Annotated in this window: 13 protein-coding genes; 8 read left to right on the top strand and 5 right to left on the bottom strand. The window is 72.6% G+C overall.

Going from position 1 to position 13,953, the window contains the following annotated elements:
* Positions 1 to 48 precede the first annotated feature (48 nt).
* Positions 49 to 900, bottom strand: coding sequence for a formyltetrahydrofolate deformylase (gene purU / locus ACIRB4_RS01390; RefSeq protein WP_403287761.1), 852 nt, complete (start codon positions 898 to 900; stop codon positions 49 to 51).
* A 46-nt stretch (positions 901 to 946) separates the two neighbouring features.
* Positions 947 to 1,393 (bottom strand): hypothetical protein, encoded by a 447-nt coding sequence (locus ACIRB4_RS01385; protein ID WP_403288632.1) that lies wholly within the window; start codon positions 1,391 to 1,393, stop codon positions 947 to 949.
* Between the two features lie 181 nt (positions 1,394 to 1,574).
* On the opposite strand from ACIRB4_RS01385, the gene ACIRB4_RS01380 reads away from it, so the two are divergent.
* Positions 1,575 to 2,882: an ABC transporter substrate-binding protein gene (locus ACIRB4_RS01380; protein WP_403287760.1), complete on the top strand. Its 1,308-nt coding sequence runs from the start codon at positions 1,575 to 1,577 to the stop codon at positions 2,880 to 2,882.
* Positions 2,883 to 2,905: 23 nt separating this feature from the next.
* Here the strand turns inward: ACIRB4_RS01380 and ACIRB4_RS01375 are convergent, their stop codons facing one another.
* The gene (locus tag ACIRB4_RS01375; RefSeq protein ID WP_403287759.1) at positions 2,906 to 4,006 is read right to left on the bottom strand and encodes a hypothetical protein; all 1,101 of its coding nucleotides are present in this window, start codon (positions 4,004 to 4,006) and stop codon (positions 2,906 to 2,908) included.
* A 27-nt stretch (positions 4,007 to 4,033) separates the two neighbouring features.
* Here ACIRB4_RS01375 and ACIRB4_RS01370 point away from each other — a divergent pair, with 27 nt between their 5' ends.
* Positions 4,034 to 4,534 (top strand): hypothetical protein, encoded by a 501-nt coding sequence (locus ACIRB4_RS01370; protein ID WP_403287758.1) that lies wholly within the window; start codon positions 4,034 to 4,036, stop codon positions 4,532 to 4,534.
* A 94-nt stretch (positions 4,535 to 4,628) separates the two neighbouring features.
* On the opposite strand, the gene ACIRB4_RS01365 is transcribed toward ACIRB4_RS01370, so the two are convergent.
* On the bottom strand, positions 4,629 to 6,011 hold the full coding sequence (locus ACIRB4_RS01365; RefSeq protein WP_403287757.1) for a transcriptional regulator: 1,383 nt from the start codon (positions 6,009 to 6,011) through the stop codon (positions 4,629 to 4,631).
* 281 nt (positions 6,012 to 6,292) lie between these two features.
* Between ACIRB4_RS01365 and ACIRB4_RS01360 the strand changes: the two genes are divergently transcribed.
* The 3 genes from ACIRB4_RS01360 to ACIRB4_RS01350 all read left to right on the top strand — a co-directional run bounded on the left by ACIRB4_RS01360 (position 6,293) and on the right by ACIRB4_RS01350 (position 9,496).
* A complete protein-coding gene (locus ACIRB4_RS01360; RefSeq protein WP_403287755.1) occupies positions 6,293 to 6,970 on the top strand; it encodes a bifunctional DNA primase/polymerase in 678 nt (225 codons plus the stop codon).
* Between the two features lie 73 nt (positions 6,971 to 7,043).
* Positions 7,044 to 7,886 carry an ABC transporter ATP-binding protein gene (locus tag ACIRB4_RS01355; RefSeq protein ID WP_403287754.1) on the top strand — a complete coding sequence of 281 codons (843 nt, stop codon included), beginning with the start codon at positions 7,044 to 7,046 and terminating at the stop codon, positions 7,884 to 7,886.
* Positions 7,883 to 9,496: a transporter gene (locus tag ACIRB4_RS01350; protein ID WP_403287753.1), complete on the top strand. Its 1,614-nt coding sequence runs from the start codon at positions 7,883 to 7,885 to the stop codon at positions 9,494 to 9,496. The genes ACIRB4_RS01355 and ACIRB4_RS01350 overlap by 4 nt, the downstream gene beginning before the upstream one ends.
* 66 nt (positions 9,497 to 9,562) lie before the next feature.
* Here the strand turns inward: ACIRB4_RS01350 and ACIRB4_RS01345 are convergent, their stop codons facing one another.
* Positions 9,563 to 9,829 carry a hypothetical protein gene (locus tag ACIRB4_RS01345; RefSeq protein ID WP_403287752.1) on the bottom strand — a complete coding sequence of 89 codons (267 nt, stop codon included), beginning with the start codon at positions 9,827 to 9,829 and terminating at the stop codon, positions 9,563 to 9,565.
* A gap of 249 nt (positions 9,830 to 10,078) precedes the next feature.
* On the opposite strand from ACIRB4_RS01345, the gene ACIRB4_RS01340 reads away from it, so the two are divergent.
* The 3 genes from ACIRB4_RS01340 to ACIRB4_RS01330 all read left to right on the top strand — a co-directional run bounded on the left by ACIRB4_RS01340 (position 10,079) and on the right by ACIRB4_RS01330 (position 13,935).
* Complete coding sequence (locus ACIRB4_RS01340; RefSeq protein ID WP_403287751.1) at positions 10,079 to 11,095, top strand: hypothetical protein; 1,017 nt, start codon at positions 10,079 to 10,081, stop codon at positions 11,093 to 11,095.
* Positions 11,096 to 11,397: 302 nt separating this feature from the next.
* Positions 11,398 to 11,844, top strand: a complete 447-nt coding sequence (locus ACIRB4_RS01335) for a subtilase-type protease inhibitor (protein ID WP_403287750.1) — start codon at positions 11,398 to 11,400, stop codon at positions 11,842 to 11,844.
* Positions 11,845 to 12,045: 201 nt separating this feature from the next.
* Entirely contained in the window at positions 12,046 to 13,935 is a 1,890-nt protein-coding gene (locus tag ACIRB4_RS01330) for a protein kinase (protein WP_403287749.1), read from the top strand.
* Positions 13,936 to 13,953 lie beyond the last annotated feature (18 nt).

The raw sequence follows: 13,953 nt of genomic DNA, 5'->3' as shown, positions 1-13,953 counted from the left end.
AGAGGGGAACCGGAGCGGAGGGCCCGGTCCCCGCCACCGGGCGGCGGGCTACGCGAAGACCACCGTGCGGCGGCCGTTCAGGAGGATTCTCCGCTCCGCGTGCCACTTCACCGCGCGCGCCAGCGCCTGGCACTCCACGTCGCGGCCGACCGCCACCAGCTGGTCCGGCGTGACCTCGTGGCCCACGCGCTCGACCTCCTGCTCGATGATCGGGCCCTCGTCGAGGTCCGCCGTCACGTAGTGGGCGGTCGCGCCGATCAGCTTCACGCCGCGCGCGTGCGCCTGGTGGTACGGCTTCGCGCCCTTGAAGCTCGGCAGGAAGGAGTGGTGGATGTTGATGATCCGGCCCGACAGCTGCTTGCACAGGTCGTCGGAGAGCACCTGCATGTAGCGGGCGAGCACCACCAGCTCGACCTCCTCGGAGCGGACCAGCTCCAGGAGCTCCGCCTCCGCCTGCGGCTTGTTGTCCTTCGTGACCGGAATGTGCCGGAACGGAATGTCGTACGAGCCCACCAGCTCCGCGAAGTCGGTGTGGTTGGAGACGACCGCCACGATCTCGACGGGCAGCGCCCCGATCCGCGAGCGGAAAAGGAGGTCGTTCAGGCAGTGCCCGAACTTCGACACCATCAGCACGACCCGCATGCGCTGGTCGGCCCGGTTGATCTGCCAGTCCATCCCGAACGAGTCGCCCACCGCCGCGAAGCTCGCCCGCAGCTTGTCCACCGTGACCGGCGCCTCCGCCGAGAAGTGGACCCGCATGAAGAAGAGACCCGTGTCCCGGTCTCCGAACTGCTGACTGTCCTCGATGTTGCAACCCGTGATGAAGAGGTAGCTCGACACGGCGTGCACGATGCCCTGTTTGTCGGGGCAGGAAAGAGTGAGGACGTACTGGTCGGTCATCCCATTAGCCTGCCACACGGCGCGGGGCCGCCCGGGACGGCGTCCGTCAGGCGGACCGCGTCATGATGCGGAGCACGTCCAGGGAGCGCGGCGGTACGTCAGGGTCCTCGCCGTCCGCCGACGCCATCCGTACGTGTGCCTCGCGGGCCGCGCGGACCGCCTCCGGCCAGCCGTGGTGCTCCATGTACGCCGAGACCGGGGCGTCCGGGCCCACCTGGTGCATGATCCGCAGCACGCGCAGCACGGCCACGTCCACCAGCGCGGCCTCACCGGAGTCGCGGAAGATCGTCCCGACGTACCTCTCGGCGGACCAGTTGTCCAGCCAGGTGTCCTCGACCAGGCGGTAGACGGCGTCGGTGACGTCGCCGTACCCCTCGTGGCCGGCCAGCCAGGTCGTCTCGTGGAACCCGGGGTCGGAGAGCATGTGCAGCGCCGAGCGCACATTGCTGCGCCAGCGCCACCACGGCATGTCATTGAGCGGCATGCCGCCCATGGTGGAGGAGCGACGGCCGCGACGGGAAGAGTTCACCGAACTGGAGAGTGGACTGGACACGTTTCGATCGTACGTTCCCCACCCCCACGGACGGACCGGCCCCCGTAATTCACCTTCACGTCACCGACCGTTGAACCATGCTCACTCCCGCGTTACCCGTGAGGCGGAATTGTGCATGCCCATGACCGGTAGGCGACTGACCTCACTCCTCGCGTATGTCACGACGGCAGCGGCCGGGGCGTCGCTGCTCGCCGGCTGTGGCGTGCTCCCTGGGACCACGGGGGGCTCCAGGGAGCCCGTCACGGTGATGACATGGGCCCCCGACGGAACCCGCGCCACCAATATGCCCGGAATGCCCGCCATGGCGCAGGCGTACGCACGCTGGGCGAACGCCCACGGCGGCATCGACGGCCACGAGCTGCGCATCCTCACCTGCAACGAGCAGAACACCTCCGCCGGCGCCGCGGCCTGCGCGCGCCGGGCCGTCCGCGAGAAGGTCGTCGCCGTGGTCGGCTCCTACAGCCAGAACGGGCGCGCCTTCATGGCCCCCCTGGAGGCGGCCGGAATCCCGTACATCGGCGGTTACGGCATCTCCGAGGACGAGTTCACCAGCCCGCTCTCCTACCCCGTCAACGGCGGCCAGGCGTCCCTCCTCGCCGGCCACGGCATGCAACTCGCCGAGTCCTGCCGCAAGGTCTCGCTCGTCCGCCCCGACACCATCGCCGGCGACAAGCTGCCCGACCTCCTCAACTCCGGCCTGCGCACGGCCCGGCACGCCAGCGCCACGGACATCCCGGCGCTGGAGGACGCCGCCGAGTACACCCAGCCGGCCGGGCGCGCCCGCAGCAAGGCAGGGGGGAAGAACGGCTGCGTCGCCGCCGTGCTCGGCGAGCGCACCCAGACGTTCTTCGACTCCTTCCGCCGGCTGCCCTCGGACGACGACGGGGAGGGCCAGGGGGGACAGGCCAGTCAGGGCGGCCAGGGCTACGAGAACACGCCTCGCGTACGGATCTCCTCGGTGCTCGGCAGTGTCAGCCAGCCGGTCATCGACCGCACGGGCGGCGCGCGCAGCCCCTTCGAGGGGGCGTACGTCACCGGCTGGTACCCGGAGGCGAACGACGCCCGCTGGACGCCGATGCGCAAGGTCATCCAGGAGCACGCCTTCGCCGACAACCGCGTGGACCCGGCCGACGCGGGCGTCCAGACGACCTGGATCGCCTACACCGTCCTGCGGCAGGTGATCGAGTCGCTCGACAGCGAATCGGTCTCGGCGAGCGCCGTCTCGCACGCCCTCGACCGGGGGGTACGGATCGACACCGGCGGCCTGACGCCCGAACTGCGCTGGCACTACGAGGACATGCTCGGCGCCCCCGGCTTCCCGCGGATCGTCAACGGCGAGGTGACGTTCCAAGTGGTCCGCCAGGGGCGGCTCGTGGCGCAGAAGCCGGGTTTCGTCGATGTCGGCGAGACCGTGCTCAGCGCGCCTTAGCGCCTTAGCGCGGGCCGGCCCGGTCAGAGCTGGGTGGGCGTCCGCTCCGACAGTCCGTACTTCTTGGCGGTCGGGTTCCACAGCCCGGCCGCCTGGCGCTTGGCGATAGTGGCCTCGCTGCTCTTCTTGCCCGCCGCGGCCGTCTGCCTGGTCCTGCGGGCCTCGCCTTCCTTGCAGGCCTTCTTGTCCTTCGTCTCGACCGCCCAGGCGGCGTAGTGGTCGTCGGCGGAGGCCGACGCCTGCCACGCCTTGGTGAGGGCGGTGGTCAGCGCCGCGTTGTTCGGCAGCTTGTCGACGGACAGGCCCTGAAGCCGGGTCACCAGCTCGCGGCGCTGGGCGGCGGCCCCGCGCAGATCGGTGGCGGCCTGGTCGAGGTTCTTGCACTGCTTGATGGACTCGACCGAACGGATCACCGCGTCCCGGCTGTTGCTGCTGTCCGCCAGCAGCTTGTCGAGCGCCTGCGCCTGCGTCTCGGCCGGGTCGACGGGCTCCTCGGTCGGGGCGGTGGACGGGGCGCTCGAACTGGCGGCCACGGTCTGTCCGGGGCCCTGCTTCTTCTCCTCGTCGCCACCGCTGAGCAGCGCTCCGGCGCCGAGACCGACGATCGCGCAGCCGACGACGACGGCGGTGATGAGGGCGACGGGCGACTTGCGGCGCGGCGCGGGCTCGTCGCCGTCGTCGTAGTAGGCGTCCTGGAAGCCGTATCCCTGCTGCTGAGGCGGTGCGGGCGGCTGGGGGGCCTGGGGCTGGGGCGCGTACTGGGGCTGGCGGTGCTGCGGGTGGGGCGGCTGGGGCAGGTGCCGCGTCGAGTCGCTGCGGAAGAGGTTGTCGAACTCGGCGGGCGGCTGCCGCTCACCGGGGGTCTGCGACGGTACGGGAGCGATGTACTGGGTCGCGTCGGAGGCGCCCGCCGGCTGAGCGGGCGCGCCCGGCTGCCGGCTCAGCGGCCCGGTGCCGAGGAACTGCGTGTCCGAGCCGCCGCCCTGGGGCGCGACCGGCGGGATATGCTGGGTGGCCTGCATGTCGGCGGCGGAGGCGACCGGCGGATAGCCGTAACCGCCCTGCGGCGGCAGCGGAGCCGGCAGGGGATGCGCCCCCGGTATCTGCCCGGGAGCCCCCGGCATCGGCCCCGGAGCCTGTGCCTGCCCGGGGTGGTGCCCCTGGCCCTGACTCTGGCTCTGCCCGGGGAACTGCCCCTGACCCTGACCCGGGTACTGGCCCCCCTGGCCCTGACTCTGCCCCGGGAACTGGCCCTGCGCCTGGCCCGGGTACTGGCCCTGACCCTGCCCCTGACTCTGGCCCGGGTACGGCCCCTGACCCTGCCCCGGGTACTGACCCGGCATCGGGCCCGGGCCGCCCTGCGTCGGCGGGACCGGGGCGAGGTACTGCGTCGCCTGCATGTCCGCGGCTCCGCCCGGTACCGCCTCCGGCGGCAGCGGCTGCGCCGGCGGCAGGGGCTGCGCACCGCCCGGCTGTCCACCGCCGGGGCCCCACGCGCCGCCCCACGGCTGGCCACCGGCCGGGCCTGCGGCGGGGCCGCCCTCCGCGCTGCCCTCGGCGGGCAGCACGACACCTTCGTGCGCGGGCCGAACCGCCGGCGGATACTGCGGCTCCGGACCCTGTCCGCTTTGCGTCACCGGGACTCCTACTGATGGACCTACGGAATCGTCGGCTCACGCTACCGGGTACGTCCAGCGCTCCGCACACGCGTGTGAGACCCGTGACAACGGCGTCCGCCCGCCCGCGTCACGCCGCGAGCGTCTCCAGGCGCGCCCCGAACTCCCGTACCGCCGTCTCCCGCGCGAAGGGCGACAGACGCTCCTTGAGATCGTCCAGGTACTCCGCGCCCCGCGAGGACCGCAGCGTGGCCAGCAGCTCCAGCGCGCGCGTGCCCGTGTGGCAGGCCTGCTCCACCTCACGCCGCTGGACCTGCGCCGACGCGAGGAGCACCAGTCCGATCGCCCGCCGCCGCGCCCGGGTCTCCGGATGCCCGTCGAGCGACTCCCGTGCCGCCCGGGCCGCCTCGTCGGGCCGGCCCAGGTCGCGGTAGCAGTGCGCCAGTTCGTCCGCGAGGTAGGCGTGGTCGAAGTGCGCGATCCAGTCCGGGTCGTCGCCCGACTCCGGGTCCGCCTGCTCCAGGGCGCGTACGGCCCGTCCCGCCACCACCTCGAAGGTGCGGGCGTCCCCGAGCAGCGCGTGGCCCCGGGCCTCCGCCGCGTAGAACATCGCCTCCGCCCTCGGCGTCACCCGCCCCCGCGCCCCCTCCTGCGCCGCCCGCGCCAACTGGGCGATCTCGCGCGGGGTCCCGAGCTGCGCCGCGAGATGACTCATCGAGGCCGCGAGCACATAGCCGCCGTACCCCCGGTCGCCCGCCGCCTGCGCGAGCCGCAGCGCCTGGATGTAGTAGCGCTGGGCGAGCCCCGGCTGACCGGTGTCCACCGCCATGTACCCGGCCAGTTCCGTGAGTCGGGCGACCGCCGCGAACAGCTGCCGCCCCACCGTCTCCCGGTACGACCCCGAGAGCAGCCCCGACACCACGCTGTTGAGGTAGTGCACCACCACCGGCCGTACGTGCCCGCTGCCGAAGCGGCGGTCGAGGTCGACCAGCGCCGCCGTCATCGCCCGGACCGCCTCCACGTCGGCCGTGCCGACCCGGGCCCCGGCCGACCGGGCCACCTGCGCGTCCGCGCCGGTGATCAGCCAGTCCCGGCTCGGCTCGACAAGGGCGGAGGCCGCCACCGTCGACCCCGACAGGAAGTCGCGGCGGCCCACGTCGCTGCGCCACAGCTCGCAGACCTGCTCGATCGCGCCCAGCACGGTGGGCGAGAACTGGAGCCCGACGCCGGACGCGAGGTTCCTGCCGTTCGCCATGCCGATCTCGTCGATCGTGACCGTGCGCCCCAGTTTGCGGCCCAGCGCTTCGGCGATGACGCCCGGTGCCCGGCCGCGCGGCTGCTGCCCGCGCAGCCAGCGCGCCACCGACGTCTTGTCGTACCGCAGGTCGAGGCCGCGTTCGGCTCCGACCATGTTCACTCTGCGAGCGAGGCCGGCGTTGGAACACCCGGCCTCCTGAATGAGTGCCTGCAGCCGTTCGTTCGGCTGACGGGCAACGAGTGGCCTGGCTGCCATGACTACCCCCTGAGGCCGTGAGCGATCAGTGGAACTGGACTGAATCGCACTGATCACTGCCCGACGGATATCCGGTCAATGCCGATGTGAACACGCGAAACCGGACGCGTCGGCGATGTCACCATTGCCGATGCCCCCGCCCCTGGCTACCCCGCCTCCGCTCCCCGGCCCCCCGCGCGCCCCCGCCCGTGCACCCATGCGCCCCGCATGCAGGATCGATGCTCCACACCGCTCTTCGCGCACGCCCGTAACCCCCGGTGACGGCGGGAGTTGAGTTCAGCGTGGAAGAGACCATCGGAGTCACGGAAGCCGCACACATCCCCAAGCAGCGAGGCGAGCAGCTGCTGGACTGCGCCGTGCGGTACGCGGAAGAGCGGCACTGGGACGTGTTCCCCGGGACCTGGCTGGAGGCTGTGGAGGGCAGGGAACGCTGCTCCTGCGGCGTCGAGAGCTGTGCCACTCCCGGCGCCCACCCGGCGCGGCCCGACTGGTCGACCCAGGCGACCGGCAGCGCCGTCGGGGCGCGGCGGATGTGGTCGAAGCAGCCGAAGGCGTCGATCCTGCTGCCGACCGGACGCACCTTCGACGCGATCGACGTGCCCGAGTCGGCCGGTTTCCTGGCCCTGGCCCGGATGGAGCGCATGGACCTCACGCTCGGCCCGGTGACCTGCGCCCCGGACCGGCGGATGTTCTTCTTCGTCCTGCCGGGCGCCGCGGCCAAGGTGCCCGATCTGGTCCGCAAGCTGGGCTGGGCCCCGACCTCGATCGACCTGGTCACGCGCGGCGAGGGGCACTACGTGGCGGCGCCGCCCACCCGGGTCGGCGGGCACGGGGCCGTGCAGTGGGCGCGGCGGCCCACCCCGGCCAACCGCTGGCTGCCCGACGCCGAGGAGCTGATCAGCCCGCTCGCGTACGCGTGTGGCCGGGAAGCGGCGGCGGCGCGGGCCCGGCGCCCGTGACGGGGCGGCTCCCAGGGCCGCGGCCGTAAGGTTGTTCCCCTAGGTACGGGGACAACCGAAGGGTTGAAGGGATATGCCTGACCAGGCATTTGACGGAGCGTTCGAACAGGCGGGCAGCGCACCGGACGGTGGTGCGACGCCCGCCGTTCGTGTCGAGGGGCTGTGGAAGCGTTTCGGCCAGCAGATCGCGGTGAACGGCATCGATCTCGTGCTGCCCGCCGGGAAGTTCATCGGCCTCGTCGGGCCGAACGGCGCCGGCAAGACCACCACCCTCTCCATGATCACCGGTCTGCTCCGGCCCGATCAGGGGCGCGTCCTGGTCGCCGGACACGACGTCTGGGCCGACGCCGAATCGGTGGCCGAGGTCAAGGCCCGGATCGGCATCCTGCCGGAGGGGCTGCGGCTCTTCGAGCGGCTCTCGGGGCGCGAGCTCCTGGCGTACAGCGGGCGGCTGCGGGGGCTGCCCGGTGCGGAGGTCGACAAGCGGGCCACGCAGCTCCTCGACGTACTGGACCTGGCGGGCGCGCAGCACAAGCTGGTCGTCGACTACTCCACCGGCATGCGCAAGAAGATCGGGCTCGCGGCGGCGCTGCTGCACAACCCCGAAGTGCTCTTCCTCGACGAGCCGTTCGAAGGCGTCGACCCGGTGTCCGCGCAGACCATTCGGGGCGTCCTGGAGCGGTACACCTCCTCGGGCGCGACCGTCGTCTTCTCCAGCCATGTCATGGAGCTGGTGGAGTCGCTGTGCGACTGGGTCGCGGTGATGGCCGCCGGCCAGATCCGCGCACAGGGCCCGCTGGCCGCCGTACGGGGTGAGGCGCCGTCCCTGCAAGCCGCGTTCCTGGAGCTGGTCGGGGCGAACGGGCGGGACACCGGGGACTCGCTGGACTGGCTGGGCGGGGGGACGGACCGATGACGGCCACGGCTCCCGCGCCCGAATCCCTCACCTCGGTCTTCGTACGGCTCAAGCTGTCGCTGCTGCGCAACGGACTGCGGCAGTCGGCCGGGCGGACCGCCGCCTATGTGTCCTCGATCGTCGTCTCCGTCCTCTTCGGCGCGGCGGTGCTGCTCGCGTTCGTCCTGCTGCGGGGCCACGCGGACGCCGGCTCGGTCGCCGTCCTGCTGACGGGGTTCCTCGCCCTGTCGTGGGCCGTCATGCCGCTCTTCGTGCCGGGCGGTGACGAGACGCTCGACCCGTCGCGGCTCGTGATGCTGCCGCTGCGCCCGCGCCCGCTGGTGCGGTCGCTGCTCGTGGCCTCGCTGGTGGGCACCGGCCCCGCGTTCACCCTGATCGTCGCCGTGGGCGCGGCGCTCGCGCTGGCGCACGGCGCGGCGGGTGTCGTGGCGTCGGTCCTCGCCGTGCCGCTGCTGGTCCTGGTGTGCGTGGCGCTCTCGCGGGCGGTCGCCGCCGCCAACGTACGGCTGCTGACCTCGCGCAAGGGCCGTGACCTGGCGGTGCTGAGCGGTCTGCTGATCGCCGTCGGGATCCAGGTGGTCAACTTCGGCGCGCAGCGGCTGAGCCGTGCCGGGGGCCTGGAGGTGCTCGAACCGGTGGCGGCGGTGGTGAGCTGGCTGCCGCCCGCCTCGGCGGTCGCGGCGGTGGACTCGGCGAGCCGGGGTGACCACGCGCTCGCGGCGGGTCGGCTGCTGCTGACGGTCGTCGTCCTCGGGGGGCTGCTGTACTGGTGGCAGCGGAGCCTGGTGAAGCTGATGACGACGCCGGACGGTTCGACGATCGGCGCGGCCCCGGAGCCGGGCCGGGACCGGGCGGGTACGGGCCTCCTCGGGCGGCTGCTGCCGGGCGGGCGTACGGGAACGGTGATGGAGCGCAGTCTGCGCTACATCTGGCGCGACCCGAAGACGAAGGCGGCGTGGACGACGTCGCTGGTGATCGGCGCGATCGTGCCGATGTTCAACGCGCTCCAGGGCACGGGCTCCGTCTACTGGGCCAGCTTCGCCTCGTGGATGCTCGGCATGCTGATGTACAACCAGTTCGGTCAGGACACCTCGGCGTTCTGGATGGTCGCGCAGACGATCTCCACGCCCGCCGACGCGTACGCCGAACTGCGGGCGCGGGCGCTGGCGCTGCTGCTGATCACCGTTCCGTTCACGGTCCTGGTGACGTCGGGGACGGCGGCGGTCTCGGGCGACTGGGCGGCGCTGCCGGAGGCGCTGGGCCTCGCGCTGGCGCTGCTCGGCGCGATGGTGGCGGTCGGTGCCCTGGCCTCGGCGATGTTCCCGTACTCGATCCCGCAGGACGGCGCCTTCAAGAACGTGGCACCGGGGCAGGGCGGTCTCGCCTGGATCTCGATCTTCGGCGGGGTGATCGTGGCGGCGCTGATGTGCGCCCCGCTGATCGGGACCGCGATCTACCTCCACGTGGCGGACGAGCGGTCCTTGGCGTGGCTGCTGCTGCCGGCCGGGGCGGTGTACGGCGCCCTGATCGCCTGGGGCGGCCTGAAGCTGGCGGCGCCTCGCACGGCGGCGCGGCTGCCGGAGATCCTGGCGGCGGTCAGCAAAGGCTGAGGCGGCTCAGCCGGGGGGAGACCGCCGCTTCCCGGGAGGTAGCGGCGGTCTGTCTTCGTCCCGTCCCTACGACGCGTCGTTCACCCAGAGCTGCCACTTGCCGCTGCTGGTCTGCTTGCAGTCCCACTCGGAGTAGGGGACGTTGACGCCGTCGTTGTAGCACGCCCTGTGCGTGCTGTAGGTGCCGTAGTAGACCCACGTGTTGGCGATCGGCGCGACGGTGGCCGTGCCGGTTCCGGAGGGCGCGGGTGCCGCCTGGGCGGTGGCGACGGTCCCGCCGGTCAGCAGGGCGGCTCCCATCGTGGCACTGGCGAGCACGAGTCGAGTACGCATGATTCCCCTTCAGGTCGGAGCGTTTGCTCTCGGCCCGACCGATCCTGCGGCGGGAGGGAGCCGAGGGGAACGGTGATCGGGTGTCCCGGACGTCCGGGACGGGCTCGGGGGTGTCCCGGACTGTCCGGGACCGCGACCCTGACCCTGACCGTGAGCGTGTGATCGAGCCGTCGCCCGGCGTCCGGGGGCAGCGTTATTGGCGGGGATCGCCGTTGTCCCCGCTCGGCGTCCGCCATGAGGATCAACGGCATGGAGAATCAGGGCAGTTGGGGACCGGGCGAGGCCGAAGACCTGACCGCGTTCATGGAGTCGCTGCGCCGGCTGAAGCGGGAGTCGGGGCTCTCGTACCGGCAACTGGAGGAGCGCGCGGCGGCCGTGCGGGACGTCCTGCCGCGCAGCACCGCCTCCGGCATGCTGAGCCGGAACGTCGTCCCCCGGCCCGACCAACTGGCCGCCTTCGTCACGGCCTGCGGGGAGGGCGAGCGGGTGGCGGCGTGGCTGGAGGCCCGGGACAGAATCGCCGACGGGCAGCCGGCCGGGCCCGGGACGGAGCCGGTGGGCCCGGGGGCGGTCTCGGAGCCGGGGGCGGTCTCGGAGCCGGGGGCGGTCTCGGCGGTCCCGGGAGCGGGCCCGGCCCCTCAAGCCGCGCGGAAAAGCCCCCTCTTCAGGCCGCCCCGCCGAAGCGCGGTGCTCGCCGTGGCCGTGGCGGCCCCCCTGCTGGCCGCCGCCGGTGTCTGGATGCTGGCCACCGCCGACGCACCGGAGGCCCGCCAAGCACAGGGGGCCGCGGCCACCGCCTCCGCCGTGGTGCCGGAGCCACCGACCGGCTGGATACGCATCCGGCCGGTCACCGCTCCCGAGCTGTGCCTGACCGACGGAAGGGTCCGGGACCGCCGGTACACCCCGCTGGTGGCGGTGCAGCGGCCGTGCGCCGATGTGGCGCCGCAGGGCACCCGGCTTGAGCCGATGGGCGGGGACACGTACAGGATCCAGTGGCACCACCCCGACTACGGCAAGGGCTGCCTCAAGGCCCTCGCCGAGGGCGACGGCACGCGGCTGCTGGAGCCGTACGACGACTGCGCGCAGGGCAGCCGGTTCCACCTGGAGCCGTCCGGTTCGTACACGGGCGGGAGGTACGTCCTGCGCGTGGACGGCCAGGGATGCGTGGGCATCAGGGGCTCGGACACGTCCGAAGGCACGGAAGCCGTGATGGAACGGTGCGTGGGCAAGGGCGGTCAGGTGTTCGTCATCGAGCCCGCGCCTTGACGCGACACGCGGTGGGAGCGGAGTCTTCCGGTCGACCAGGCGGCACCGCGAGTACTCCAAGACAGAACCATTTTCACGACTCCGCAGGTCAGAGGGTCGTTTCGCATTGAACGGCCGTCAGCTCACCTCGCCCCGGGCCCCCTTCGGGAAGGGTGCGCATACGCCCCGAACTGCCCGAACGACCGATCGGTCAGTCGCTTATACGTGTATGCGGCCGGAAAACGGCGGCGGATGTGCGATCACGGTGCGCTCCGACAAGACTCCATTCCGCAATCGCACCTCTATCCGAAAAGGAGTCATTCGTGCGTTACCTCCGCAAGACCCTCGGCGCCATCGCCGTCGCCACCGGCCTCGCCTGCGTCGGCACGGCGACCTCGGGCATCGCGTACGCCGGGGCCGCCCAGCCTGCCTCCCTCTACTCGCCGTCGGCCCTCGTGCTGACGGTCGCCAGGGGCGAGGCCGCCGGGACGGCCACCGTCGAGCGGGCGGTGACCCTGCACTGCGCACCCGTCCCCGGAGGCAGCCACCCCTCCCCCGCCGCCGCCTGTGAGGAACTGGCCGCGGCCAACGGTGACCTGGACCGGCTGACGGCCTTACCGGGCGACCGCCCCTGCACCCGCGAGTGGGACCCGGTCACGGTGACCGGTGACGGCGTGTGGCAGGGCAAGCGCGTCAGCTGGTCGGCCACGTACTCCAACACGTGCGAGATGCGCACGCGGGTGGCCGAAAGCGCCGTCCTCTCGTTCTGAGCCTCCTCCCGGGCGGCGGGACCGCACCCCCGGCGCGTCGGCTCCAGGCCCCCACCTCCCGGTGGGGGCCTGCGCGTTGTACGGGGGTTGGCCCTGGGCGGCTTGGGCGGGCCGGTTCTTCGGTACGCTCTCGCTCGACTCCGGGGCGTCGGCAGGGCGTCGGCAGCCTCCGGATCACCGCTAGCAGGGGGATGATTCCAGATGAGCAATGTGCCTTCGGCCGACCTTTTCCAGCCTCTCCAGCAAGACGACCCGGCCGTCGTGGGCGGTTACCGCCTCGCGGCCGTGCTCGGCACCGGCGGCATGGGCAAGGTGTACCTCTCGTACACGCCGGGCGGCCGGCCCATCGCCATCAAGGTGATCCGCCCCGAGTTCAGCGGCGACCCCGAGTTCCGGCGGCGCTTCCAGCAGGAGGTGCGGGCCGCGGAGCGGGTGCAGGGCCTGTACACGGCGCCCGTCATCGACTCGGACACCGACGGTTCGCAGCCCTGGCTGGCCACGGCCTACGTGCCGGGTCCGTCCCTCGCGCTCGCGGTGGCCCAGCACGGCGGACTGCCGCTGCGGAGCGTCCTGCTGCTGACCGTCGGGGTGGCCGAGGCCCTCCATGTCATCCACGGCGCGGGCATCGTCCACCGCGACCTGAAGCCCGCCAACGTCCTGCTGGCCTCCGACGGCCCGCGCGTGATCGACTTCGGCATCGCCCGCGCCGCCGACACCACCTCTCTGACCAGCACCGGCGTCAGCGTCGGTACGCCCGCGTTCATGGCGCCCGAGCAGGCGTCTGTCGGTACGGTCACGGCGGCCACGGACATCTTCGCCCTCGGCCAGATCGCGGCCTACGCGGCGATCGGCGCCCCCGCCTTCGGTGACGGTCCCTCGCATGCCGTGCTCTACCGCATCGTGCACGAGGACCCGGACCTCAGCAGGCTGCCGGAGGAGCTGCGGCCGCTGGTGACGCGGTGCCTCAGCCGGGACCCGGCCGATCGCCCGGCGCTGAGCGAGGTCATCGAGCTGTGCCACGCCGTCTCGCCCGTCCCGCTGCGCCAGGGCGAGGACTGGCTGCCCCGGGCCATCGCCGGTTCCATCACCGAGCGTCTTGTCCTGCCGGAGCCGGCGAAGACCCCGCCGCCGACGGCGCCCGCCACGCAGCCGCCCGCGCCGACGGCCCCGCCGACCGCGACACCGACCGAGCGCTCCCCGCAGGCTCCGACGCCGCCGGGGGGCGTCCACCCGTACGCGCCCACCAGCGCCGGTGTGTCCCACGCCCCGACGCAGGCCGCTCCGGGCGTCCCCGGTGGGATGCCGCCCCGCGGATACCCGGGCGCCCCCGGCATGATGCCGCCCCGAGCCCCCGGCGCTCCCGGCGCGATGCCGCCCGGTTACCGGACTCCGGCGCCCGGCTACGTGCCGCCGGGCTACCACACGCCGCCTCCGTTCCACCCCGGCGGCTTCGCGCCCGCCCCGCCGAAGCCGAAGCGGACGGGGCTGATCGTCGGCGGTTCCATCGCGGCAGGCGTGATCGGCCTGGTGATCATCGGATCGCTGCTGCCCGAGACTCCGGACGGCAAGAACTCGGCGTCGTCCAGCGGCAGTACGAGCGCCGGCGCTTCGAGCGGTTCGAGTGGTTCGAGCGGCTCCTCGGGCAAGGCCCAGCCGAGGACCGACCCGAAGCCGGTCTCGTACAAGAACGTCGACGTGACGGGGAACTACTCCCTCATGCTCGCCGACAACCCGCCGCGCCCGGCCGAGGACACCGGCAGCGGCGTGGCCTACGGCAACGGCGACCTGTACTACTACCACGACACGCTGTTCGATGACGACAGGGTCGGCACGGCCAACGGCAAGCTGGTCCTGCTCAACAACACGCAGAAGGGCTCGCTGGAGACCTGCCGCAGCGAGACGCGCTTCACCGAGAAGATCCGCCTCGACCAGCTGACGAACGGCTCGGAGGTCTGCGTTCTGAGCGACGCGGGCCACATCGCGGTCGCGACCTTCCGCGGCAAGTCCGGCGTGAAGGACCCGAGCACGTACATCACCGTCGACCTCACGATCTGGCGCAACGCCGAGGACCCGAAGGACAGCTCCTCGTAGGAAGGAGAGCTCCTCGTA

This window comes from Streptomyces sp. NPDC093600 (assembly GCF_044764755.1).
Taxonomy (GTDB): domain Bacteria; phylum Actinomycetota; class Actinomycetes; order Streptomycetales; family Streptomycetaceae; genus Streptomyces.
This window is presented reverse-complemented; position numbering and strand designations above follow the sequence as displayed.